We start from the raw sequence: 22354 nt of genomic DNA on the forward strand, positions 1-22354 counted from the left end.
TGTGCCACACAGGCGACAGGCGGCCTCGTGAGGCGGACCAGCGGCGCCGACGATGATTCCGCCCAAGATAGTCTTGGCCGATAATGGTTCGAAGCACTTCGCCGGCGCGGCAGCCGGGCAACAGATCGAGCATCATGGACAAGCAACAAGCTTTCACCCTGCCTGAGTTGTTGATCGTCATGGCCTTGCTGGCCATCGTCCTCGCATTCGCCGTGCCGGCCTACCAAAGCGCCGTGTCAGCCAACGCGGTGATGTCCGAGAGCAATAATCTGTACGGCGACATCCTGTCCGCCCGCAACGAGGCGCTCAAGCGCGGACAGACCGTGCTGGTCTGCCCCTCGGCCGACGGCGCCAACTGCAACGCCAGCTCGCCCGGCAACACCAACTGGGCCGGCGGCTGGATCGTGCTGCAGGCGGCCGGAGGAAACTGCACCGACACCAGCGGCGCCGTGCTGCGCAGACAGCAAGCCTTCTCCAGCGGCGACAGCGCCAGCTCCAACAACAGCGCCTATCCCTATCTATGCTTCAATCGCATGGGCTATGCGCCATCCAGCAATGACGGCATGGTCACCTTCAATACTCCAGGCAATCAGGCCAGCAGCCGGCGCTGCGTGGCACTGGCCGCGGTGGGCCACCCCCAGGTGCTGACCAACGGCCAGACTGACAGCACGGGACAATACACATGCCAATGAAACTGTCCGGCCACAGCGGTTTCAGCATGCTGGAAGTGCTGGTGGCGCTGATCGTGATCTCGCTCGGTCTGCTCGGCATCGCCGGCATGCAGGCCGCCGCGATCAACAGCACCAGCATCGCCCGCAGCCGCAGCCTGGGCGCCATCGCCGCTGAAAGCATGGCCGCCGCCATGCACGCCAATACCGCGTATTGGGGCGCGTTGGGCGCCAGCGGCAGCTGGAGCGTCAGCGCCTCCGGCGTCATCAGCGGCACGCCGGCCCTGAGCCAGTCAACGGACTGTTCCGCGTCAGGCACCACCTGCAACGCCGCCAATGTGGCCGGCTACGACGCCGCCCAATGGGGAAGCGGCACGATCAGCGCCCTGCCGGGCGGCAGCGGCCAGATCGCCTGCAATCCGGCCACCAGCGCCACGCCGGTCGCCTGCACCATCACCGTTTACTGGCTGGAAAAGAACCGCATGGTCAACGCCGTGTCCGTTGCCGCCGGCACCGCCAGCCAGAGCTACCAGATGGTGGTGGTGCCATGAGCGCGCGCCGGCAGCGCGGCGGCGGTCTGATCGAGGTGATGGTGGCCATCGCCATCGGCCTGTTCCTGCTCAGCGTGCTGACGCTGATCTTCACCTCCGCGCGGCTGACCAAGACCAGCCAGTCAGGCCTGGCCCAGCTGCAGGACAACCAGCGCACTGCGATGGCCCTGATCAGCAGCATCGTGCAGTCCGCCGGCTACTATCCCAATCCGCAAACCCAGACCGCGGCGCAGGCGCTGCCCGCCGCAGGCGGTTTCGCCGCTGGACAGTCGGTCACTGGCACGTCGGGGGCATCTGGCGCGTCGGACACCTTGAGCGTGCGCTTCGCCACGCTGTCCGGCGACACCGTGCTCAACTGCAACGGCTCCAGCAACACCAGCGGAAGCGGCCAGATCTACATCAACCAGTTTTCCGTCAACGGCTCGAACCAGCTAGCCTGCGCCGTCAACGGCGGAACCGCCCAGGTGCTGGTGGACGGCGTCAGCAAAATGACGGTGATGTACGGCGTGGACCCCGCCAACAGCGGCTCTACCACCCATTACTATCCGGCCTCCGCCATTCCATCCGGCGCCACCGTGCGCTCGGTGTGGGTGACGCTGACCATGGTCAACCCCCTGGCCAATCAGCCTGGCCAGCCGGCCACGGTGAAAATGTCCTGGCTCACCGGCCTGATGAACCAGCTATGAAGCGCTCACCTCCCCCTTCCCGTCTTTTCCGCCCACGCGGCTTCACCATGGTGGCGGCGCTGATGATGCTGATCGTGATCACCATCATCGGCATCGCGCTGATGCGCAGCAGCGGCCTGCTGGGCAAGCTGGCCGGCAACACCCGCGAGAAAGGCCGGGCCTTCGAAGCCGCCGAGGCAACGCTGCAATACGCGGAATGGTGGCTGAACCAGGGAGGCAACGCCGGCGCCGCCCCCAATTGCAGCAGCACCCAGACGCTGAGCGCGCTGCAAATCTGCAGCAACGCGATCGCCAATCCGACCACCAATGTACCGTGGACTACGGGCTACACCTACACACCGCCCTTCATGACAGCCTCGGCCAACGGCGGCAGCCAGACCTACTATCACGCGCCGCAGCTCTACATCCAGTACCTAGGGCTGAATGCAGCCGGCACCGGCGCCATCTATCAGCTCACTGCAATAGGCTACGGCGGCAACGCCGCATCCGTGGCCGTGCTGCAAAGCACCTACACGCTGTACTCGGGCACCACGAATCTGGGGAAATGACTATGCGATCCCATGCAACCCGCCTGCTCCCCCCGATCGCCATCCTCGCCGCCAGCCTATGGCCGCCAGCAGCGGGCGCGGTCACCGTCAGCGACAATTTCACCGGCGGCGGCGCGCAATTGAACTGGCTAGTGTTCGGCGGCGCCTGCATGACCGCCGGCACCGGCTCCGGCACCATCCCGGCCTGCGGCAGCAAGGATCCCAGCGGCAACACCCAGATCGGCGGCTATGGCGGCACACTGCCCGACACCAGCGGCAACGGCGCGCTGCGGCTGACCAACAGCTCCGGCAGCCAGTCGGGCGCCATCGTCTACAACAGCCTGTTTCCATCCAGCAGCGGCCTGCAGGCCACCTTCACCAGTTACACCTATGACGGCGACTCCGGCGGCAGCGCGCGCGACGGCGCCGACGGCATGAGCTTCTTCCTGCTCACCGGCATTCCCAGCGCAGTCGGCTCCTTCGGCGGCAGCCTGGGCTACAGCTGCTCCAACGTGAACTCGCCTTACAACGGCATCATCGGCGGCTACCTGGGCCTGGGCATGGACGAGTACGGCAACTTCCCCAACGGCGGCTCCAGCAACGACAACACCTCTAGCGGACCGGGCGCCAAACCGCAAAACATCTCGCTGCGCGGCGCCGGATCGGTGGCGTCCAGCCCGCTAGCCAGCCAGTTTGGGGGCAGCTTCAGCGCCTCCATGGTGCAAAGCGTCTGCAAGACCGGGAAATACGGCACCCAGAGCGTGATGAACTATCCGTTCATCAGCATTCCCGGCACCAGCAACGGCGTCTACCAGCTGCCGTCCAATCAGCCCATGGCCAATGAATCCGCCACCAAACGCGGCCAAGCGGTGCCGATCAGCTACAAGCTGAAAATCACGCCGGCCAACCTGCTCAGCCTCTGGTACAGCTACAACAACGGCGCTTACGTGCCGGTGATCACCAACTACGACATCAACAACACCTCGGTCAGCGGCCCGCTGCCCAGTCAGATCACCTTCGGTTTCGCCGCGTCCACCGGCGCCAGCCGCAACGTGCACGAGATCAGCTGCTTCCAGGCCCAGCCCTTCACCCAGTCCGCCAGCTCCAGCGGTCTGAATAGCCAGCAAACCACCCTGATCCGCACCGGCACCCAACAATACGTGGCCAGCTACCACGCCGACAACTGGTGGGGTTCGCTCGCGTCCTACGCCCTGCAAGGCGACCCCAACACCGGCCAAGTCACAGTGGCCAGCACCGCCACTTGGGATGGCTCCTGCGTGCTGACCGGCGGCAGCTGCGCCACCACCGGCGCCAGCAATATGAGCGCGCAGACCAGCCGCGCCATTCTCAGTTGGAACGGCAGCCAGGGCATCCCCTTCCAATGGGCGAATCTGACGTCCGCGCAGCAAACCGCGCTGAGCCCGGACGGCAACGGCTCGGCCCGGGTGTCCTACCTGCGCGGCGCGCGCGGCAACGAAGTGACCACGCTAGGCAGCGGTCTGTTCCGCGACCGCGACAGCGTGCTGGGCGATCTGATCAACAGCAGCCCGGTCTGGGCGGGTCCGCCGCAGAACAGTTATCCAGGCGCCTGGAGCGACAAGCTCTACCCGTCGGCCTCCCCGGCGGAAAACGCGACCGGCGCGCAATCCTATCCCAGCTATCAGAGCGCCAACGCCACCCGGACCAATATCGTCTACAACGGCGGCAACGACGGCATGCTGCACGGTTTCCGCACCGGAGCCAACGACAGCAACGGCAATTACGTGGCCACCAACAATGACGGCCAGGAAGTGCTCGCCTACCTCCCGGCCGCGGTTCAGGCCAATACCGTCCAGTACGGCAGCCCCACCTATCCCCACCAATATTTCGTCGACGCCACCCCGGTCGCCGACGACCTGTTCTACGGCAGCGGCTGGCACACCTGGCTGATCGGCGGCATCGGCGCGGGCGGCCAAGCGCTGTACATGCTGGATGTCAGCAATCCGGCCAACTTCGCCGAGACCAGCGCCGCCAGCCTGGTGGTGACGGAAATCAACAGCGGCACGCTCAGCTGCGTTAACAAGGCCAGCTGCGGCAGCGACCTGGGTTACACCTTCGGCACGCCGGTGATCGCCCGCTTCCACAACGGCCAGTGGGGCGCGGTGTTCGGCAACGGCTACAACAGCGCCAACGGCCACGCCGTCATCTTCATCATGCTGGTGGGCAGCAACGGCGCGCCCAGCTACTACGAACTGGATACCGGCAGCGGCAGCGCCAACGACCCCTCGGGCGCCGGCGGCAAGAACGGCATCTACTACACCACAGTCGCCGATCTGGACGGCGACAACGTCGCCGATTACATCTACGCCGGGGACTTGTTCGGCAATGTCTGGCGCTTCGACGTCACCGGCAACACGCCGGCCAGCTGGTCTGTATCGCAATTCGGCAAAGGCGCGGCCTCGCCGCTGTTCACCACCCTGTATACCTATTGCACCAGCGCGCAGATCAGCGCCGGCAGCTGCACCCCCAGCCTGCAGCCGATCACCAGCAAGCTTCTGGTGACCGCCATTCCCACTGGCGGCGCCAGCCCGAGAGTGCTGGTATCTTTCGGCACCGGCCAAAAAATTCCCTTCACCACCAACTCCGCCGACGTTTACGCCGGCGGCACCCAGAGCCTGTACGGCGTCTGGGACTGGGACATGTCGGGCTGGAACACGCTGACCGGACAATCCGCCTACTATAGCCAGGCTGCGCCCACCGGCGGGCTGATCGTGCGCCCGAGCAACCTCACCGCCCAGACCGTCGCCGCGTCCTACAGCTCGACGCTGGGCACGGTGCAAGGCTACCGCGCACTGTCCAGCAACACCGTCTGCTGGCAAGGCGGCGGCGCCTGCAGCCCAAGCACCAGCAACACCAGCTATGGCTGGCTGCTCAATCTGCCCGGCAGCGGCGAACAGGTAATCTATAACCCGGTCAGCCAGCTGGGCACCTTCACCGTCAACACCACCATTCCACCCAACAGCAATCCGTCGTCGTGCTCGGTATCGTCCGCCACCGGCTTCACCATGTCGCTGAACCCCAAGACCGGCGGCGCAACCGCGCGCTCCTATTACGCCAACGACGCCGGCAACTTCAGCGGCATCAGCGGCAGCGTGATCAACGGCATCGCGGTGAACATGGCCGGCTCGCCCAGCGTGGTGCGCGCCCTGGGCAATTATTTCGCGATCGGCAGCAGCATCAGCGGCGGGCCGGTCGCCACGCCGCCTCAACTCAACCCGGCCGCCTTCGACCTGCACGCCAGGCTGAACTGGATCGAGCTGCGCTAAGCTAACAAGAGACAAAACCATGCAAAAGAAGCCCGAAGGATTTTCCCTGCTGGAACTGGTAATCGCGCTGGCGGTACTGGCCCTGCTGGTTTCCATCGCCCTGCCCTCCTACCGCAACTTCATGATGCAATCCAACCGCACCGCGGCCAAAACCGCGCTGCAGGACCTGGCCAGCCGCGAGGAAAGCTATTTTTCCACCAACAACAACTACGCCAGCCAGCTGTCCACTCTGGGCTACGCCAGCGGCGCGGTCTACGCGCCGGGCAACGGCAACAATCTGTATGCGCTCTCCATCGCCAGCGCCACGGCCAGCACCTTCGTGCTGAACGCCGCGCCCCAAGGCAGCCAGGCCCAGGATAGCTGCCAGACCTACCAGTTGGACAATCTGGGCAACCAGAGCAATATCGCCAACAATGCCAGCGGAACCACCCTGAGCGTCAGCGGCTGCTGGTGACCGGCAAAGCAAAACGGCGCCCGATGGACGCCGTTCGGCTTGATGGAGAACAGGCTCCGGCTCAGTCGGCCAGCAGCTTGTTCACCACGTCTACGTATTCCTGCATGGCCGCGGCGCCATCCTTGCCCTTCAGCTTTTCCCAGGCGTCGAACTTGGCGCGGTTGATGAAGTCCATCATGCCCGGACGCTCGCCGGCGGCGTCGCCTTCGGTCGCCTGCTTGAACAGCGCGTACAATTGCAACAGGGTCTGGTTGTCCGGACGCTCGGACAAGGTCTTGACGTCGGCCTGGGCCTGAGTGAAGAGAGTCTGCAGATCAGACATGGCGTTTCCTTTGTCGATTGCCGGGACGGTTGGCTCCGTCCCTGGCGGTGTTAGCCCTCCGGCATGCGCCGGAACGGGGGACAATGTAGCATGAAGCGGACTCAATGCGACAGTGGCGGCGGCGCATCCGCCTGCGGCTCTATCCGTATCCGCTTGTAGCTTTTCACCGCCCGCCCGTCCTTGCGCGCGGGTTGGTAATCCGCGCCGCGGAAAACCGGAGCGATGGCGTCGGCCAGCTTGGCGTCCACCTCGCCCTCGAAACGCACCGCATCCACCCTGCCGCCGGCGCCGATGAACACCAGCACCTCGACCGGCTGCGACGGGCCGTTCAATGCCACGTCAGGCAGCGCGATGCGGCCGCGCTCCTGCGCCAGCTGATCCAGCTCCCGCGCCGGATAATAGATGTCGGCGCCCAGACGCAGCCTGTCGTCGCCGATGTCCTCCGGCGCCATATCGTCCGCGTCCGGCTTGGGCGCGTCAGCCAACGGCGGCGCGATCGGCGGCGGCTCGGCGGCGGCGGGCGCGGGCTCTCCCCGCAGCCTCACCCGCATCGCCTCATGCCAGGAAGCCCATTGCCCAGGCCTCAGCGGCAGCCACAGCAGGGCCGCGTGGACGAGCAGGGATAGCCACAGCGCCAGCAGCAACCGTTCCGTCGTATTCCAACGCCGCATCTTCATGCCTGTTTCGCGCCTCTCCGCCATGAAAAACGGGACCGGCGAAACCGGTCCCGTCTTGCTGGCTTACTTGGCGTTCAGCAGCTGTTCGATGTCGTCGCCGCCGATGGCGCCCGGCACCATGCGGCCATTGGCGAACACCAGCGCCGGCGTGCCGGTGATGCCCATCTTCTCGCCCAACGCCTGAATCTTCTCCAGCGGCGTGTCGCAGTTGTCCGGGCCGGTCAGCGGCTTGCCGTCGCGCATGAAGGCGGTCCAGGCGGCGGCCTTGTCGGCTGAGCACCAGATCTGCTTGGACTTGCGCATCGCATCCGGGTGCAGTTGGGTCAGCGGATAGAGGAAGGTGTAAATGGTGACGTTGTCGATGTCCTTCAGGCTCTCGCGCTCCAGCTTCTTGCAGAACGGGCAATCCGGGTCGGTGAACACCGCCATCTTGCGCTCGCCCTTGCCCCGCACGTCTTTGAAGGCGTATTGGAACGGCAGCGCGTTGAAGTCCACCTTGGACAAATCGGCCATCTTCTTCTCGGTCAGGCTTTCCTTGCTCTTGGTGTCGATCAGGTCGCCGACGAACAGATAGCTGGCGTCGCTATTGACGTACACCACCTGGCGGCCGTCCACCACCAGCTCGTAGATGCCCTTGACCGGGGTGGCGCTGACGCTCTTCACCTGCTTGCCGGGGAAGTGGCCGAGGAAGGCCTTCTTCACGTCTTCGACATTGCCGCCGGCGGCCTGGGAGCAGGCGGCCAGCGACATCAGCATCGCGCTGGACAGGGCCAGCGTTTTCATTCTCTTGTTCATCGATCAGGGGTCCTTTGGGATCAGTATCCAATCGCCTGTCTGGCGAACTGCCGTTTCAGCGGAGTCAGGCAGTTGGTCAAAGACAGGCCGGTATTGCGCAGCCATGGCAGACCGGGCAGTTTCGCATGGAATAGCCGGTACAAGCCATCGCAGCCGAATTGCATGGCGGCCACCGCCTCGCGGCGCTGGCGCTGATAGCGGCGCAGCAGCATCCAGTCGCCGCAATCGGGCGCGGCGTCCAGCAGTCCCGCCAGTTGCGCGGCGTCCTGGAAGCCCAGGTTGACGCCCTGCCCGGCCAGCGGATGGACGGTGTGGGCGGCGTCGCCTATCAGCGCCACCCGCTCGGCCGCCACCGCCTCCGGCTGGATCAGCCGCAAAGGGAAGGCCGCCGCCGCAGTCAGAGTGGCAAACGCGCCCAGCTGCCGCCCGCCAGCCTCGGCCACCCGCGCGGCCAGTTCCTCCGGCGACAGCTGCAGCAGCGACTGCGGATCAGGAGTGGACCAGACCATCGATATTCGGTTCCCGGCCATCGGCAGCCAGGCAAGAATGCTGTCGCCGAAGAACCATTGCCGCGCGATGCCCTGATGCGGCAGCTCGCAGGTGAAATTGGCGACCACGCCGCTCTGGCCGTAGGGTTTGACGCTGGCCTGCAGGTCCAGCTGGCTCCTCACCCAAGAGTTGGCGCCGTCGGCCCCCACCAGCAGCTCGGCCGCCAGTTCGCGGCCGTCTTCCAACATCAGCCGGGCTTCGCCCGGCGTCGTGGCCAGCGTCTTGGCGCGCGCGCCGGTGATCAGCTCCGCGCCGCTATCGCGCAGCTGGGCCCACAGCGAGGCCAGCAGCCAGCGGTTCTCCACGATCCAGGCCAGCGCGTCGGCATCGGCGTCGCGGGCGGAGAAGGAAATCCGCCCGCCTGCGTCGCCTCGCACGTCCATTGACGCGATGGTGCCGATCCGCGCCATGTCCGGCCAGGCGCCCATGCCCTCCAGGAAACGCCGGTTGGCCGGGCTGACCGCGTAAATGCGCGCGTCCCACCCTTGCTCCAGATCATCGACCGCCGGCTCCCCGGCCTCCAGCAACGCCACTCGTTTGCCGGCGCGCGCCAGCGCAAGCGCCAGGCTGGCGCCGACCAGGCCGCCGCCGACGATGACCGCTCGATATTTGTCGTAACGCATCGCTTATCCCCGCACGCCGAATACAAGATGGCCGGCGAATTTGCGCCGCAAAGCCGGCAGCGTGTCCAGCGCCGTCATGCCGACGCCGCGCAGGCGATTCATCAACGGATGGTGGCCGTCGAACAGCTTGATCAGGCCATGGGTGAAGCCGACCACCGCGCGGCTGTCCAGCTTGCGCGAAGCGGCATAGCGTTTCAGCGCACGCGCGTCGCCGGCATCGGCCGCGCCCTCCAGCGCGTCGGCCAGGCCGACCGCGTCGCGCAGGCCCAGATTCAGGCCCTGGGCCGCCACCGGGTGCATGGTCTGGGCGGCGTTGCCGATCAGCGCCACCCGGCCGCTCGCCACCTGGCTGGCCTGGCGCAGCGCCAACGGGAAGGTGGCACGCGGCCCGACCGACAGTATCCGGCCCTGGCGCTCGCCGAAGGCCTGCTGCAGCTCGCCGCGCAGCACCGCTTCGTCGGCGGCGGCCAGCCGCTCGGCGTCGGCCTGGCTGCGGGTCCATACCAGCATGTAGCGCTCGCCATGCGGCAGCAGCGCGAACGGGCCGTCATGGGCGAAGCGCTCGTAAGCCACGCCCTGGGGCGGCAGCTCGGTCTCCACCTCGGCCAGCACCGCGCACTGATGATAATCGTGGGTCAGCCGGCGGATGCCCGGCAGCATTTCCGCCAGCGCGCCGCCCTCGGCCAGCACCAGCAAGCTTCCGGTCAATAGCAAGCGGCCGTCCGCCGTCTCCACCTCGGCGCACGCATACTGGCTCAGGCTCTTCACCGCCGTCACCCGGCATTGCCACCTCACCTGCACGCCGGCCAGCTCCAGCGCGCCGCCGAGCCCGGCGACCAGCGCTGGGTAGTCGACCACCGCGCCCAGATGCGGCAGATCCAGGTCTTCCCGATCCAGCCGAGTGCGGCCGCAGCTGCCCTGTTGCGACACGTGGACGGTGTCTATCGCCGTCGCCGGCAAATCGGCCGGCCAGGCGCCGGCCTCCTCCAGCAGGCGGCGGCTGTGCCAGGACAGCGCCAGCGCGCGGGCGTCGCGCACCTCGGCGTCTTTCGCCCTCGCCTCCAGCAGCATCACGCTGCGCCCCTGCCGCGCCAGCCTCAAGGCGGCCAGCGCGCCCACCGGGCCGCCGCCGACGATCAGGACGTCGGCGTGTTCGCTCATTCTTTCATTCATCGGTCTCACTCCCCGCGCATCAGCGCCTCGATCCCGGCCACCGTCTTGGGCGCCGCCACGGTGTATACCTCGTTGCCGTCCGCCGTCACCAGCACATTGTCCTCGATGCGCACGCCTATGCCGTGGAACGCCTCCGGCACGCCGGGCGCCGGCCGGATGTACAGGCCCGGCTCTATCGTCGTGCACATGCCCGGCTGATAGCCGCGCCATTGCCCGTCTTGCTTGCGCTGGCCGACGTCGTGCACGTCCAGGCCGATCAGGTGGCCGATGCCATGCATGTAGAACTGGCGGTAGGCGCCGGACTCGATCACGCTGTCCGCGGTGCCGGCCAGCAGGCCCAGATCCACCATCCCCTGCGCCAACACCGCCAGCGCGGCGTCCGACGGCGCGTGCCACACCGCGCCCGGCTTCACCGCGGCGATGCCGGCCAGCTGCGCCGCCAGCACCACCTCGTAGACATCGCGCTGCGGGCCGCTGAAGCGGCCGTTGGCCGGGAAGGTGCGGGTGATGTCGCCTGCGTAACCGCGGTATTCGCAGCCGGCGTCGATCAGCAGCATCTCGCCGTCGTTTATCCGCGCATTATTGGCCACGTAGTGCAGCGTGCAGGCGTTGGCGCCGGCTGCGACTATGCTTTCGTACGCCGTCTGGCGGGCGCCGTGGCCGACGAAAACGTGCAACAGCTCCGCCTCCAGCTGGTATTCATGCATGCCAGGACGCGCGGCGCGCATCGCCCGCACGTGGCCGGCGGCGGAAATCTCGCCGGCGCGGCGCAGCAGCGCGATCTCCGCCTCGTCCTTGACCATGCGCATCTCGTCCAGCAGCGCGCGCAGGTCGCCGTAATGCGCGGGCGGACGGGCGCCGGCGCGCGCGCGGCCGCGCACCGCGTCCAGCCATATGTTGACGCGACGATCAAACGCCTCGTCGTGGCCCAGCGGCCACCACAGCTGGCCGCAGTCCGCCAGCAAATCGGGAATCCGCTCGGCCATCTCCGCCAGCGGATAGGCTTCGTCAAAGCCGAAGACTTCCCTCGCGCCGTCAGGCCCATGGCGGAAGCCGTCCCAGATTTCCATTTCGGGATTGCGGTCGCGGCAGAACAGCACGGACTTGCCGCTGCGGCCATCCAGCAGCAACACGGCCTCCGGCTCTTCGAAACCGGTCAGGTGCAGAAAATAGCTGTCGGCGCGGTAGGGATAATGGTTGTCGGCATTGCGCACCGCTATCGTCGCGGTGGGCAACAAGGCGACGCCGTCGCCTATCTGGGCCAACAGGCGCTTGCGGCGCTCGGCATGCGGCTGGTGCATGGGCAATGAAATCCTTGCGGAAACGGGACCTGCGGAACAAGCCGCCAGTTTACACCGCCCGCGCCCGCGGCCCAAGCCGCGCGGATATGAAAAAACCCGGCCAGGCCGGGTTTTCGCAGCGGACGGGAACGGCTTATTCGCCGATCACCACCGAGGTGTAGACATCCTGCACGTCGTCCAGGTCTTCCAGCGCGTCCAGCAGCTTCTGCATGCGGGCGGCTTCGTCGCCGGTCAGCTCGGTTTCGTTCTCGGCGCGCATGGTCACTTCTCCCATCTCGGACTTGAAGCCCTTGGCTTCCAGCGCGTCCTTGACGTCGGAGAATTCGTAGGGGCCGGTGATGACTTCGATCGAACCGTCGTCATTGCTGACCACATCCTCGGCGCCGGCTTCCAGCGCCGCTTCCATCAGCGCGTCCTCGTCCACGCCCGGCGCGAACACCAGGTAGCCGCAATGCTTGAACTGGAAGGACACGCAGCCGTCGGTGCCCATATTGCCGCCATACTTGGAGAAAGCGTGGCGCACATCGGCCACGGTGCGGGTCTTGTTGTCGGTCAGGCAGTCCACCATCACCGCCGCGCCGCCGATGCCGTAGCCTTCGTAGCGGCACTCGACGTAATCGACGCCGTCCAGCTGGCCGGTGCCGCGTTTGATCGCGTTCTCGATATTGTCCTTAGGCATGGACTCGGCCTTGGCCTTGTCCACCGCCAGGCGCAGGCGCGGGTTCATGTTGACGTCGCCGCCGCCCATCTTGGCCGCGACGGTGATTTCCTTGATCAGGCGGGTGAAGATCTTGCCACGTTTGGCATCCTGGCGACCCTTGCGGTGCTGGATGTTAGCCCATTTGCTGTGACCTGCCATATTTGCCTCTGTGCGTTGTCTGGCCCCGGCGGCGCGCCGGAGCGTCAATCAAAATTCGCGGTATTCTAGCAGAAAGCCGTCCGGCTTTACGAGACGCGCCCGGCTACTTGGCCTGCAGCATCCGCAACATCATGTCAAAGCCGGCCTGGTACATGCGCTCTATCACCGGGATCATCATCGGCAGCGTCATGTATAGCGTGCCGAAGCCGATCATGATGGTCAGCGGGAAGCCGAACGAGAAGATGTTGAACTGCGGCGCCGCCCGCGTCATCACCCCAATGGCCAGGTTAGTGATCAGCAGCGCGCCGATAATAGGCATCGCCAGCCACACCCCCCACTCGAACAGATGGGCGCCCCACAGCGCCAACGCCTTGATCCCCTGGGCCGGCATAGCCATGCCTATCGGCAGCACCTGGAAACTGTGCGCCAGCGCGCTCAGCACCACATGGTGGCCGTCGAAGGCGAGAAACAGGAAAAAAGTGAGCAAGGACAGCATCTGCGACAGCACCGGCACCTGGGCGGCGTGCACCGGGTCATAGAACATTGCGAAGCCCAGGCCGGTCTGCGCTCCGATGATGAAGCCGGTCAGTTCCACCGCGCTGATCACGATACGCATCACAAAACCCATGGACAGGCCGATCAGCAGCTGTTGCACCAGGATGGCGATGCCCTCGGCCGATACCAGCGGCACCGCAGGCAGCGGCGGCAGCAGCGGTGCCAGGATCACGGTCAGAATCAGCGCAAACCCGGCCTTAAAGCTGCGCGGAACGCCGCGGTAGGCAAAGATGGGCTCCGCTAGGAACAGGCCGACGATGCGCGCGAACGGCCAGGCGAAGACGCCGACCCAGGCATTGATCTGGACATCGCTGATCGCCAGCATCAGCCGATCACGCTGGGTATGCTCTGAAACAAGCGGGTGGTGTACTCGATCAGGGTGTTCAGCATCCACGGACCGGCCAGCACCAGCACCAGAAACATCGCCAGCAGTTTGGGGATGAAAGTCAGCGTCATCTCATTGATCTGCGTCGCGGCTTGCAGGATGCTGATCAGCAGACCCACCAGCAACGATGTCAGCAGCACCGGCGCCGACACGATGATCAGGATGTACAGCGCGTTCTGCACGATGCTGATGATCAGCTCCGGACTCATGCTCCCTCCTCCCGCCAGCCGCCCTTGGCCAGCAGCCAATTGTCGATCTCCACCCCGCGCCGGACGATTCGGTTGGCGCGAAGCAGCTGGTAGCCGGCCCGTTCGAACACCGGGCGCGACGCGTGGCTGGCCCAGACATGGAGGGCAGTCACGCCGGCCTCTGCGGCGCGGTGCTCCAGCTCGGCGACCATCCGTCCGCCCAAACCTTGCCTGCCGGCCCAGGGCGCGACATACAGCATGTCGAATTCGCCGTCGCGCTTCAGCCAGGCGAAACCGGCCAGCCGGCCGCCAGCGGCCACCGCCTTGCACGACCACGCGCCATCCAAGCGCGCGCGCCACACGCTTTCGGTTTCGGAATCCCACTCCCGAGCCGGCGCCCAGGCTTTACACTGGTCAATGGTATAGACCCCGCCCGCCAAGGCATGCACGCTTTGGCGAAACAGATTGAAACAGGCCGGCCAATCCGCGTCAGCCAATGGTTCCAGACGCATGCTCATCCCGTGTAGAAACTTTGCACCAGCGAGCCCATCAGCAGCGTCCAGCCATCCACCAGCACGAACAGCATCATCTTGAACGGCAAGGAGATGGTCACCGGCGACACCATCATCATGCCCATCGCCATCAGGATGCTGGCGACGACGAGGTCGATGATCATGAAGGGAATGAAGATCATGAAGCCGATCTGGAAGGCGGTTTTCAGCTCGCTGACGGCGAAGGCCGGAATCAGCGTCTTCATCGACACGTCTTCCTTGCTCTGCGGCTTCGGCGACTGGGAAATCTCGATGAAGAAAGCCAGATCCTTTTCCCGCGTCTGGCGCAGCATGAAGGCCTTCATCGGCTTGCTCCCCTCGTCCAGCGCCTGGCTGAAGCTGATCTTGTCGTCGGAGAATGGCACCCAGGCTTTAGCGTAAACCTGGTCTAGGGTTGGCCCCATCACGAACAGCGTCAAAAACAGCGCCAGGCCGACGATCACTTGGTTGGGCGGCGACTGGGTAGTGCCCAGCGCCTGCCGCAGCAGGGACAGAACGATGATGATGCGGGTGAAGGCGGTCATCATCAGCAGCATCGCCGGGATGAAGGTCAGCGCCGTCATGAACAGCAGCATCTGCAAGCTGAGCGAGTAGTTCTGCCCGCCGCCCGCCGCCGGCGTGCTGGTCATCAGCGGCAGCCCGGCCGCCGCGTCCGCCAGCAACGGCGACAGCAACGCCCCGCCGGACAGCAGAGCGATCACGATCTTTTTCTTCATCATTTGTCCTGCCGCCGCCGCTGCGCCTCGCGGCTCTTGTCCAAAGCGGCCTTCAGCCAGCGAGCGAACGGCTCGGCCGGCTCCGCCCGCTCCAGCTCCGCGCCCTCTGGCCGCGGCATCTTGTTGAGCAGATTGACCTGCTGAGGCGTCACGCCGAGCACCAGCCACTCGCCCTCCAGCTCGACAATCACCACCCGCTCCTTCTGGCCGACCATGGTACCGCCGACGACGCGGACGCGGCCCGCCCCGCCCAACGCGCCGCCTGACAAGCGCTTGAACAGCCAGGCCACGCCGACGATGGCGCCCAGCACGACCGCCAGACCCAGGATAACCTGCACCAGGCTGGCGAACGGCGACGGCGCGGCTGTCGGCACGGGAGTGGCGGCCGTCGCCGCCCACAACGGCGAAGACGCCGCAAAGCAAAGTGCGCCTCGCAGCGCCAGGCGCACTTTCACGAGTTTGCCCATATCCATTATTTCTGCAGTCGCCGTATTCGTTCCGCCGGAGTGATGATGTCGGTCAGTCGGATGCCGAACTTGTCGTTGACCACCACCACTTCGCCCTGGGCGATCAGGCAGCCGTTGACCAGCACGTCCATCGGTTCGCCGGCCATGCCGTCCAGTTCCACCACCGAGCCCTGGGCCAGTTGCAGCAGGTTGCGGATCGCGATCTTGGTGCGTCCCAGCTCAACTGTCAGCTGGACCGGGATGTCCAGAATCATGTCAAGATTGGGCGGACCGCCAGCTACCGCGCCGGCGCCTATCTCCTGGAACAAGCCCTGGGCCGGTACCGCCTCGGACTCCGCCGGCGGCGCGCTCTCGACTGTCTCCTGCTCCGCCATCGCGGCGGCCCAGTCGTCCATCGACACTTCCTCTTCGGCGCCGGACGCGCCGCCCTGCAATTCTTCTTCGCTCATTGCTCATGCTCTCCGGGGGACTCCAGGAACTCGTTGGTCCCCGCCAGTATCTTTTCCACCTTCAGCGCGTATCGGCCCTGCACGGTGCCGTAACTGGCTTCGAACACCGGGATGCCGGACACATCCGCCTCCACCCGCTCCGGTATCTCCACCATCACCACGTCGCCGTTCTTCAGATTCAGTATCTGCCCCAGCGTCACCTTGGCGTGCGCGAGGCTGGCCACCAGTTCCACTTCGGCCGCCTGCACCTGATGGGTCATCAGATTGACCCAGCGATTGTCCACCTCGGTGCGGTCGGCCTGCATGGTGCTGGACAGCAGATCGCGGATCGGCTCCACCATAGAGTACGGCAGGCAGATGTGAAAGTCGCCGCCACCCGCGCCCAGTTCGATATGGAATGTCATCGCCACCACCACTTCGGTGGGCGTGGCGATGTTGGCGAACTGGGTGTTCATCTCCGAGCGCAGGTAGACGAACTCGATCGGATACACCGGCTCCCAGGCTTTCTGGCATTCGGTGAACACCACTTCCAGCAGGCGGTGGATGATGCGCTGCTCGGTCGGGGTGAAATCCCGTCCCTCAACCCGCACGTGGTAGCGGCCATCGCTGCCGAACAGATTGTCGACGATGAGGAACACCAGATCGGGATCGAAAATCAGCAAGCCGGTTCCACGCATCGGTTTGACGTGGACGAGGTTCAGGTTGGTCGGCACCACCAGATTGCGGATGAATTCGCTGTACTTCTGGACACGCACCGGACCGACCGAGATTTCCGCGTTCCGGCGCAGAAAGTTGAACAGACCGATGCGCAAATTGCGCGCGAAGCGTTCGTTGATGATTTCCAGCGTCGGCATCCGGCCGCGAACGATGCGCTCCTGCCGGCCGATGTCATAGCCCCGTACACCTTGGCCATCCTGCCCGCTTTCCTCGTCCTCGTCCTCGCCGGAGACGCCCCGCAATAGGGCGTCTACCTCTTCCTGGGACAGAATATCGTCGCCCATGGCGCGCCTACTGCTTCTGGATGATGAAGGAAGTGAAGAGGACGCTGTCGACCACGGGCTCCTCGCCCGCGTCCATCGCCTCGTTGATGATCTGTTTGACCTGCGCCTTCAGCTTGACCTTGCCTTCGGCGGTGCTGACCTCGGCCGCGGTCTTGGACGACAGCAACAGGATAACCGCGCTGCGGACTTTGGGCGCGTAGTCGGTGAACTTCTTCTTCGCTTCCTCGTCGCCCAGTTCGGCCTGCATGTCGATCTGCAACAGGCTGCCGTCATTGCCGGCCAGATTGACTACGAAGGTGTCCATCTTTTCGAAGATCGGCGGCCCCTCGTGTTTTTTCTTCGGCTTTTCATGAACCTGCTCGGCCTGAGCCCCTGCCGGCTTGTTCATATTGGTGAACATATAGGCGGCCAACCCCCCCACGGCGGCCAGCACCAGAATAAGCAGAATGATGACGATCAGCATCAGCTTGTTGCCGCCTCCTCCCGCCTTTTTTTCCGCCTTGTCCGCCTTTTTATCATCCGACATAAGTTATGACCTGTTCTTTATGGAGTTCCTAGTGAAATCTTAAACGATTTCCCGGCCATATTTTCCTGTTTTCTCGGCCTGCTGAACAGTGTCAATCTCAAATCGGATCAAGCAAAGATGCTAAGTATGCCGCGCGCGGTCTTAATCACACTCAATGCGTCCACCCCCTCAGCCTCGCCGACGATGGGCTGAGACTGCCCTTTCCTCTGCTGATAAGCCTGTTGCTGCTGGCCGGAATTGCCGCTCGAAACTTGGGAATCGGTCAGCTGAATGCCATTGGAGGACAACATGGAGCCCAAACGGTGCATATTGTTTTCCAGCGCTTCGCGGGTGGCCGGCACCGCTGCCGTGAACAATACCTGAGCCTGATCGGTGCCGTTCATTTTCAGCGTCACCTCGATTGGACCCAATTGCGGCGGATTCAGCTGGATCTGCGCCTTGTCCATTTTCAGGCTGACCATGCTCATCACCTGCTCGCCCAATGCCTTGCCCCAGTTGGGGTCTGTCAGCGTTTGCGGCAAGGTCAGCTGCGGCATGTTGGCGTTGGCCGCCTGGACATGGTCGGATTGCTGGTGCTGCGCTTGCTGCTGCAATTGCTGCAGCGGCAAGAATTGCGCGGCCGAGGCATCCGGGTCCGGCAATTTTTGCTGGTTATCCTGCCAGTTGAAGCCTTGCTTCGTCGTCTGCAGCAACAAGGTCGGGTCGACCTTTGCCGCAGGCTGCTGGGCAAGCAGATCCTGGGCCGGGGCCTTGACCTCGGCCTGCTGCGGCTGAACCTGCAGCGCCGTCAGCATCGGCATCGCCAGCGCAGCCTGCAGGCTAGCGTCGCCATCATCGCTCTTGGCCGCAGGCTTGTCGTCGACAGGCTTGTCTTCACTGGAGGCTCCGCCATCCGCCATTCCCGGCAACGTCGCGCCCATCGCACTCATCTGGATGCCCAACAAGCTGGCGAACAGATCCCCCGCCGCGCTGCCTGTTCCTGCGTTGGCAGCCGAGCCTGCCGCGCCCGCGGCGCCGGAGGAGGCCGCCGGACCGGACTTGGCTGCCAGCGTATTCACAATGATGGTCATGACGATGCCTCGACTGAGTGTAACGAGGTCAAACAAAGCAAGGAGCGTGCCAAGTCAGAAATCGTTGCCGTGGGAGCGGTCCCAGAATTGGCGGGTGGCGAATTCGTCCGTCTGCTTCTGCTGTAGTCTGGCCTCTTTCTGCGCCTCCCGCTCCCGCTCCCGCTGCAACAGCTTCTCGTAAGCCTTGAACTTCTTATACTCCATCTGCCAGGCTTGGCGCTCCATCACGAAGCGCTGCGCGCAGCGGTCGACATCCTGCTGCTGCTGGATCATCGCCTCGTCCAACCGAGAGAGAAAGCGGCGAAAATCCTGGTATTGGATGATGGAGATGCCCTGCCCGCCGCCGCTCACCAGCCGCTGCCGATACTCCTCGCGAAAAGCGTCCAGCTGGTCCAGACGCGAGCGGGATTCCGCCAGCCGGCTCTGCGCCATGCCCATCCGCTCCGCCGCCGCCTGCTGGCGCTCGTCGGCGAGATGAATCAGCAGTTGGTACTTGCTGGCCGCCATGGATCAGACTCAGGCCAGCACGCCGGCCAGCTGCTGGCAGCAGGAAGCGTAATCGTGCGACTCGTGCATAGGCTGCATCAGGAAGCTGACCATGGGCAGCTGGCGACGCATGGCGTCGTCCAGCACCGGGTCGGAGCCGGAAACATAGGCGCCGACGCTGATCAAGTCGCGATTGCGCTGATAACGGGAATACAGCTGCTTGAAATGGCGGGCCAGCTCCATCTGCTGCTGCGGCACCACGTCCACCATCACCCGGCTGATCGACTGCTCGATGTCTATCGCGGGATAGTGGCCCGCCTCGGCCAGATCGCGCGACAAGACGAAGTGGCCGTCCAGAATGGCGCGGGCCGAGTCGGCGATCGGATCCTGCTGGTCGTCGCCTTCGGACAAAACGGTGTAGAAGCCGGTAATGGAGCCGCCCCCCTCCTCGCCGTTGCCGGCGCGCTCGATCAACTGCGGCAACCGCGCGAACACCGATGGCGGGTAGCCCTTGGTCACCGGCGGCTCGCCGATCGCCAGCGCGATCTCGCGCTGCGCCATCGCGTAACGAGTGACCGAATCCATCAGCAGCAGCACATCCAGCCCCTGGGAGCGGAAATATTCGGCCAGCGCGGTGGCGTAAGCAGCGCCGTGCAGCCGCATCAGCGGCGGCATGTCGGCGGGTGCCGCCACCACCACGGAACGGGCCCGCCCTTCCTCGCCAAGGATGTTCTCGATGAAGTCCTTCACTTCCCGGCCCCGCTCGCCGATCAGCCCCACCACAACCACGTCGGCCTTGGTGAAACGCGCCATCATGCCCAGCAACACCGATTTGCCGACGCCGGAGCCGGCGAACAGACCCAGGCGCTGGCCGCGACCCACGGTCAACAGGCCATTGATCGCGCGCACGCCGACATCCAGCACATCGTGCACCGGCGTGCGGTGCAAGGGGTTCATCGGCTGGCTGTACAAGGGAAACCAGGCCTCGGGGTGGATGGGACCCAGGCCGTCAAGCGGCCGCCCCAGCGAATCCAGCACTCTGCCGAGCAGGCTGGCGCCCACCGGCACCTGGCGGCCCACCGCGCCATTGGCGGCCGGCGCCGCGCCGCCATCATGGCCATAGCGGGGAAGATTGAAAGACGGCAAGGGAAATACCGGCGTGCCGGGCAGCAAGCCATGAACATTGGAGAGCGGCATCAGGAACACTTTGTCGCCGGAGAAGCCCACCACCTCGGCCTCCACCGAATGGTCGTCCGCCAATGCCACGCGGCAGGCGCCGCCCACCGGCAGCTTGATGCCCACCGCCTCCATCACCATCCCGGTGACGCGGACCAGGCGGCCGCAAGGCTGCCACAGCTTGGCCGTCTCCGCGGCAGCGCCGCAAGACGCCAGCCAGTCGCGCTGACGCTCAATCAGGCTGCCGCTCATCTCCATCCTCCAGCCCCAGCGCACGGCTCAGCGCCGCCAGCCGGGTCTCCAGCGCCATATCCAGCCGCACAGAACTGGCGTCGATCACGCAGCCGCCTCGACGCATCTGCGGATCCTCGACCCACTGCCACGCCGTCTCCGGCGTTTCCTGCCGCAGGAAGTCGCGCGCGGCGGCCAAATCTGCCGGATTGACGCGCAGACGGGCGCTGGACAGCGTGGACGGCAGCTCCGCCAGCGCCGCCTGCAACAACGGCAGCAAAACCTGCTCGTCCTGATCTATCTTCTGCTGCACCAACTTCTGGGCCAAACCCCAGGCAAGACGCAGCACATCCTGGGAAAGCGCCTGCTCCATTTGGGCCAGTTCGCTGGAAAAGCTCGCGCCCATCTCGCTCAATGCCTGCCAAGCCTGCTCCAGCCTGGGCAAGTGCTCGGCGCGCGCATCCGCCTCACCCCGCTCCCGCCCGGCCTGCAAGCCCTGTTCGAATCCTTCCGTCCGCCCCGCCTCCAGGCCGGCGTCATGGCCCGCCTGCCAGGCTTCCTGATGGATGGCCTCCAGCTCGGCGGCTGTGGGGTAGCCCAATGCCGGCGCTTCCGGCTCGGCCTCCTCAGTTTCGGCCTCGGCCTGCTCGGCCAGCGCTTCGGCCTCCGCCAGCGGAATCGGCGCAGACGGTTCGGATTCGGAGGCTGCGATGCGCTCGGCCAGGCTGGCGCCCGGGCGGCGCATCTGCGCCATCGCCACCAATTGGGCCGGGGACAGCGCCTGGGTGAAGCCATCCAGCGATGCCGGGCTCCAACTGCTCCAGCTCTCCAAATCCTCGCCGGAAATGATGGGTCCGTTACTCGATGAGGCCTTCATCGCCGCCCTTGCTGCCTAGCACGATCTGGCCGTCGTCGGCGAGCTTGCGCACCACCTTGAGGATTTCCTTCTGCTCGGCCTCCACTTCGGACAGCTTGACCGGTCCCTTGGACTCCAGATCGTCGCGCAGCATTTCCGCCGCGCGCTGGGACATGTTGCGGAAGATCTTTTCCTTGAGATCGGTGCTGGTGCCTTTCAGCGCGATCACCAGAGAGTCGGACTGGACTTCGCGCAGAATCGTCTGGATCGAGCGGTCGTCGATGTCCAGCAGGTTCTCGAACACGAACATCTTGTCCTGGATGCGCTGTGCCAGCTCGGGGTCGTACTCGCGGATGAAGCTGAGCGCCGACGCCTCGACGTTGCCGCCCATGAAGTTGAGGATTTCCGCGGTGAGGCCGACGCCGCCGGACGCGCTTTTCTTGATGCGGTCGGAACCCGACAGCAGCTGCGTCAGCACGTCGTTGAGTTCGCGCAGCGCCTGCGGCTGCACGCCTTCCAGCGTCGCGGTCCGGATCAGCACCTCGTTGCGCATCCGCTCCGGGAAGAAGGCCAGGATGGAGCTGGACAGATCCGGCTCCAGATGCACCAGAATGGTGGCGATGATCTGCGGGTGCTCGTGGCGGATCAGATCGGCGGCGGACGACGGGTCCATCCACTTCAGACTCTCGATGCCGCTGTGATCGTTGCCCTGCATGATCTTGTCCAGCAGGTTGGCGGCCTTGTCCGGCCCCAGCGCCTCGATCAGCACGTTGCGCAGATATTCGTCGGACGCGCCGATGCTGGCGCGCGCGTCGCACTCCTTGCGGAATTCGGCCACCACCTCGTCGATCTGTTCGTAGCTGAGGTTGTTGATCGCCGCCATCGCCAGGGAAATCTTCTGCACTTCCTTGGGGCCGAGATACTTGAACACCTCGACCGCCTCGTTCTGGCCGAGACTGAACAACAGCACGGCGCTTTTGCGTATTCCGTTATCACTCATCGGCGCTTATCCATTCCTTGATGACCTGGGCGGCCATGCGCGGATCAGACTTCACCAGCTCGCGCACGGCTTCCAGATTGCTGCTGTATTGGCGCTTCTGCGCTTCGCGCGGGTCTTCGCCGGCGCCGGCCATCGCGGCGCCCGCGACACCGGACTCGCCTTCTTCTCCGGCCACGCCCAGCAAACGCCCTCCGGCGCCCGCAGCGC

At 65.1% G+C, this 22354-nt stretch carries 26 protein-coding genes and 1 pseudogene; 6 read left to right on the forward strand and 21 right to left on the reverse strand.

Annotated elements, in window-relative coordinates:
- The first annotated feature begins 134 nt into the window (after positions 1–134).
- The 6 genes from LQR33_RS15975 to LQR33_RS16000 are packed head-to-tail and all read left to right on the forward strand — an operon-like array spanning position 135 to position 6191.
- A complete protein-coding gene (locus LQR33_RS15975) occupies positions 135–692 on the forward strand; it encodes a GspH/FimT family pseudopilin (RefSeq protein ID WP_166441203.1) in 558 nt (185 codons plus the stop codon).
- On the forward strand, positions 683–1219 hold the full coding sequence (gene pilV, locus LQR33_RS15980) for a type IV pilus modification protein PilV (RefSeq protein ID WP_166441186.1): 537 nt from the start codon (positions 683–685) through the stop codon (positions 1217–1219). The genes LQR33_RS15975 and pilV overlap by 10 nt, the downstream gene beginning before the upstream one ends.
- Positions 1216–1905, forward strand: a complete 690-nt coding sequence (locus LQR33_RS15985; protein WP_221665867.1) for a PilW family protein — start codon at positions 1216–1218, stop codon at positions 1903–1905. The genes pilV and LQR33_RS15985 overlap by 4 nt, the downstream gene beginning before the upstream one ends.
- Positions 1902–2453, forward strand: a complete 552-nt coding sequence (locus LQR33_RS15990; protein ID WP_166441184.1) for a pilus assembly PilX family protein — start codon at positions 1902–1904, stop codon at positions 2451–2453. Before LQR33_RS15985 ends, LQR33_RS15990 begins: the two co-directional genes overlap by 4 nt.
- Before the next feature lie 2 nt (positions 2454–2455).
- Complete coding sequence (locus LQR33_RS15995) at positions 2456–5737, forward strand: pilus assembly protein (RefSeq protein ID WP_231469669.1); 3282 nt, start codon at positions 2456–2458, stop codon at positions 5735–5737.
- Between the two features lie 19 nt (positions 5738–5756).
- A complete protein-coding gene (locus LQR33_RS16000; RefSeq protein WP_231469671.1) occupies positions 5757–6191 on the forward strand; it encodes a type IV pilin protein in 435 nt (144 codons plus the stop codon).
- Positions 6192–6252: 61 nt separating this feature from the next.
- On the opposite strand, the gene LQR33_RS16005 is transcribed toward LQR33_RS16000, so the two are convergent.
- The 21 genes and pseudogenes from LQR33_RS16005 to LQR33_RS16105 form a co-directional block, all read right to left on the reverse strand.
- Positions 6253–6513 (reverse strand): acyl-CoA-binding protein, encoded by a 261-nt coding sequence (locus LQR33_RS16005; RefSeq protein WP_021477502.1) that lies wholly within the window; start codon positions 6511–6513, stop codon positions 6253–6255.
- 101 nt (positions 6514–6614) lie between these two features.
- On the reverse strand, positions 6615–7190 hold the full coding sequence (locus LQR33_RS16010; RefSeq protein ID WP_166441182.1) for a hypothetical protein: 576 nt from the start codon (positions 7188–7190) through the stop codon (positions 6615–6617).
- Positions 7191–7253: 63 nt separating this feature from the next.
- Positions 7254–7985, reverse strand: coding sequence for a DsbC family protein (locus LQR33_RS16015; protein ID WP_221665870.1), 732 nt, complete (start codon positions 7983–7985; stop codon positions 7254–7256).
- A 20-nt stretch (positions 7986–8005) separates the two neighbouring features.
- Positions 8006–9157 (reverse strand): UbiH/UbiF family hydroxylase, encoded by a 1152-nt coding sequence (locus tag LQR33_RS16020; RefSeq protein WP_231469673.1) that lies wholly within the window; start codon positions 9155–9157, stop codon positions 8006–8008.
- 3 nt (positions 9158–9160) lie between these two features.
- Positions 9161–10318: an FAD-dependent oxidoreductase gene (locus LQR33_RS16025; protein ID WP_231469675.1), complete on the reverse strand. Its 1158-nt coding sequence runs from the start codon at positions 10316–10318 to the stop codon at positions 9161–9163.
- A 17-nt stretch (positions 10319–10335) separates the two neighbouring features.
- Positions 10336–11631: an aminopeptidase P N-terminal domain-containing protein gene (locus tag LQR33_RS16030; protein WP_166441178.1), complete on the reverse strand. Its 1296-nt coding sequence runs from the start codon at positions 11629–11631 to the stop codon at positions 10336–10338.
- A 133-nt stretch (positions 11632–11764) separates the two neighbouring features.
- Positions 11765–12490 (reverse strand): YebC/PmpR family DNA-binding transcriptional regulator, encoded by a 726-nt coding sequence (locus tag LQR33_RS16035; protein WP_021477496.1) that lies wholly within the window; start codon positions 12488–12490, stop codon positions 11765–11767.
- Between the two features lie 103 nt (positions 12491–12593).
- Positions 12594–13370 (reverse strand): flagellar biosynthetic protein FliR, encoded by a 777-nt coding sequence (fliR, locus tag LQR33_RS16040; protein ID WP_166441177.1) that lies wholly within the window; start codon positions 13368–13370, stop codon positions 12594–12596.
- Positions 13370–13639, reverse strand: a complete 270-nt coding sequence (gene fliQ, locus LQR33_RS16045; RefSeq protein ID WP_021477494.1) for a flagellar biosynthesis protein FliQ — start codon at positions 13637–13639, stop codon at positions 13370–13372. Before fliQ ends, fliR begins: the two co-directional genes overlap by 1 nt.
- The gene (locus LQR33_RS16050) at positions 13636–14130 is read right to left on the reverse strand and encodes a GNAT family N-acetyltransferase (RefSeq protein WP_166441176.1); all 495 of its coding nucleotides are present in this window, start codon (positions 14128–14130) and stop codon (positions 13636–13638) included. The genes fliQ and LQR33_RS16050 overlap by 4 nt, the downstream gene beginning before the upstream one ends.
- 2 nt (positions 14131–14132) lie before the next feature.
- Positions 14133–14885, reverse strand: a complete 753-nt coding sequence (gene fliP / locus LQR33_RS16055) for a flagellar type III secretion system pore protein FliP (RefSeq protein ID WP_166441175.1) — start codon at positions 14883–14885, stop codon at positions 14133–14135.
- Positions 14885–15352: a flagellar biosynthetic protein FliO gene (gene fliO / locus LQR33_RS16060; RefSeq protein ID WP_221665875.1), complete on the reverse strand. Its 468-nt coding sequence runs from the start codon at positions 15350–15352 to the stop codon at positions 14885–14887. Before fliO ends, fliP begins: the two co-directional genes overlap by 1 nt.
- 5 nt (positions 15353–15357) lie before the next feature.
- A complete protein-coding gene (fliN, locus tag LQR33_RS16065) occupies positions 15358–15801 on the reverse strand; it encodes a flagellar motor switch protein FliN (protein ID WP_221668084.1) in 444 nt (147 codons plus the stop codon).
- Positions 15798–16802, reverse strand: coding sequence for a flagellar motor switch protein FliM (gene fliM / locus LQR33_RS16070; RefSeq protein WP_221665876.1), 1005 nt, complete (start codon positions 16800–16802; stop codon positions 15798–15800). The genes fliN and fliM overlap by 4 nt, the downstream gene beginning before the upstream one ends.
- Before the next feature lie 7 nt (positions 16803–16809).
- The gene (locus LQR33_RS16075; RefSeq protein WP_166441172.1) at positions 16810–17328 is read right to left on the reverse strand and encodes a flagellar basal body-associated FliL family protein; all 519 of its coding nucleotides are present in this window, start codon (positions 17326–17328) and stop codon (positions 16810–16812) included.
- A gap of 107 nt (positions 17329–17435) precedes the next feature.
- The gene (locus LQR33_RS16080; protein ID WP_221665877.1) at positions 17436–18398 is read right to left on the reverse strand and encodes a flagellar hook-length control protein FliK; all 963 of its coding nucleotides are present in this window, start codon (positions 18396–18398) and stop codon (positions 17436–17438) included.
- A gap of 54 nt (positions 18399–18452) precedes the next feature.
- The gene (fliJ, locus tag LQR33_RS16085) at positions 18453–18905 is read right to left on the reverse strand and encodes a flagellar export protein FliJ (protein ID WP_166441170.1); all 453 of its coding nucleotides are present in this window, start codon (positions 18903–18905) and stop codon (positions 18453–18455) included.
- Positions 18906–18914: 9 nt separating this feature from the next.
- Positions 18915–20312, reverse strand: a complete 1398-nt coding sequence (gene fliI / locus LQR33_RS16090; RefSeq protein ID WP_166441169.1) for a flagellar protein export ATPase FliI — start codon at positions 20310–20312, stop codon at positions 18915–18917.
- Positions 20293–21168 carry a FliH/SctL family protein gene (locus LQR33_RS16095; RefSeq protein WP_166441168.1) on the reverse strand — a complete coding sequence of 292 codons (876 nt, stop codon included), beginning with the start codon at positions 21166–21168 and terminating at the stop codon, positions 20293–20295. The genes fliI and LQR33_RS16095 overlap by 20 nt, the downstream gene beginning before the upstream one ends.
- The gene (fliG, locus tag LQR33_RS16100; protein ID WP_021477483.1) at positions 21149–22147 is read right to left on the reverse strand and encodes a flagellar motor switch protein FliG; all 999 of its coding nucleotides are present in this window, start codon (positions 22145–22147) and stop codon (positions 21149–21151) included. The genes LQR33_RS16095 and fliG overlap by 20 nt, the downstream gene beginning before the upstream one ends.
- Positions 22140–22354: pseudogene (locus LQR33_RS16105) on the reverse strand (flagellar basal-body MS-ring/collar protein FliF); the annotation flags it as partial. The gene fliG and the pseudogene LQR33_RS16105, both read right to left, overlap by 8 nt.

It is taken from the genome of Chromobacterium piscinae (assembly GCF_021129175.1).
Classification (GTDB): Bacteria; Pseudomonadota; Gammaproteobacteria; order Burkholderiales; family Chromobacteriaceae; genus Chromobacterium; species Chromobacterium piscinae.

Coding starts and splice junctions, on each gene's coding strand:
- LQR33_RS15975 (WP_166441203.1), top strand. CDS start 135: ATGGACAAGCAACAAGCTTTCACCCTGCCTGAGTTGTTGATCGTCATG.
- pilV (WP_166441186.1), top strand. CDS start 683: ATGCCAATGAAACTGTCCGGCCACAGCGGTTTCAGCATGCTGGAAGTG.
- LQR33_RS15985 (WP_221665867.1), top strand. CDS start 1,216: ATGAGCGCGCGCCGGCAGCGCGGCGGCGGTCTGATCGAGGTGATGGTG.
- LQR33_RS15990 (WP_166441184.1), top strand. CDS start 1,902: ATGAAGCGCTCACCTCCCCCTTCCCGTCTTTTCCGCCCACGCGGCTTC.
- LQR33_RS15995 (WP_231469669.1), top strand. CDS start 2,456: ATGCGATCCCATGCAACCCGCCTGCTCCCCCCGATCGCCATCCTCGCC.
- LQR33_RS16000 (WP_231469671.1), top strand. CDS start 5,757: ATGCAAAAGAAGCCCGAAGGATTTTCCCTGCTGGAACTGGTAATCGCG.
- LQR33_RS16005 (WP_021477502.1), bottom strand. CDS start 6,513: ATGTCTGATCTGCAGACTCTCTTCACTCAGGCCCAGGCCGACGTCAAG.
- LQR33_RS16010 (WP_166441182.1), bottom strand. CDS start 7,190: ATGAAGATGCGGCGTTGGAATACGACGGAACGGTTGCTGCTGGCGCTG.
- LQR33_RS16015 (WP_221665870.1), bottom strand. CDS start 7,985: ATGAACAAGAGAATGAAAACGCTGGCCCTGTCCAGCGCGATGCTGATG.
- LQR33_RS16020 (WP_231469673.1), bottom strand. CDS start 9,157: ATGCGTTACGACAAATATCGAGCGGTCATCGTCGGCGGCGGCCTGGTC.
- LQR33_RS16025 (WP_231469675.1), bottom strand. CDS start 10,318: ATGAGCGAACACGCCGACGTCCTGATCGTCGGCGGCGGCCCGGTGGGC.
- LQR33_RS16030 (WP_166441178.1), bottom strand. CDS start 11,631: ATGCACCAGCCGCATGCCGAGCGCCGCAAGCGCCTGTTGGCCCAGATA.
- LQR33_RS16035 (WP_021477496.1), bottom strand. CDS start 12,490: ATGGCAGGTCACAGCAAATGGGCTAACATCCAGCACCGCAAGGGTCGC.
- fliR (WP_166441177.1), bottom strand. CDS start 13,370: ATGCTGGCGATCAGCGATGTCCAGATCAATGCCTGGGTCGGCGTCTTC.
- fliQ (WP_021477494.1), bottom strand. CDS start 13,639: ATGAGTCCGGAGCTGATCATCAGCATCGTGCAGAACGCGCTGTACATC.
- LQR33_RS16050 (WP_166441176.1), bottom strand. CDS start 14,130: ATGCGTCTGGAACCATTGGCTGACGCGGATTGGCCGGCCTGTTTCAAT.
- fliP (WP_166441175.1), bottom strand. CDS start 14,885: ATGAAGAAAAAGATCGTGATCGCTCTGCTGTCCGGCGGGGCGTTGCTG.
- fliO (WP_221665875.1), bottom strand. CDS start 15,352: ATGGGCAAACTCGTGAAAGTGCGCCTGGCGCTGCGAGGCGCACTTTGC.
- fliN (WP_221668084.1), bottom strand. CDS start 15,801: ATGAGCGAAGAAGAATTGCAGGGCGGCGCGTCCGGCGCCGAAGAGGAA.
- fliM (WP_221665876.1), bottom strand. CDS start 16,802: ATGGGCGACGATATTCTGTCCCAGGAAGAGGTAGACGCCCTATTGCGG.
- LQR33_RS16075 (WP_166441172.1), bottom strand. CDS start 17,328: ATGTCGGATGATAAAAAGGCGGACAAGGCGGAAAAAAAGGCGGGAGGA.
- LQR33_RS16080 (WP_221665877.1), bottom strand. CDS start 18,398: ATGACCATCATTGTGAATACGCTGGCAGCCAAGTCCGGTCCGGCGGCC.
- fliJ (WP_166441170.1), bottom strand. CDS start 18,905: ATGGCGGCCAGCAAGTACCAACTGCTGATTCATCTCGCCGACGAGCGC.
- fliI (WP_166441169.1), bottom strand. CDS start 20,312: ATGAGCGGCAGCCTGATTGAGCGTCAGCGCGACTGGCTGGCGTCTTGC.
- LQR33_RS16095 (WP_166441168.1), bottom strand. CDS start 21,168: ATGAAGGCCTCATCGAGTAACGGACCCATCATTTCCGGCGAGGATTTG.
- fliG (WP_021477483.1), bottom strand. CDS start 22,147: ATGAGTGATAACGGAATACGCAAAAGCGCCGTGCTGTTGTTCAGTCTC.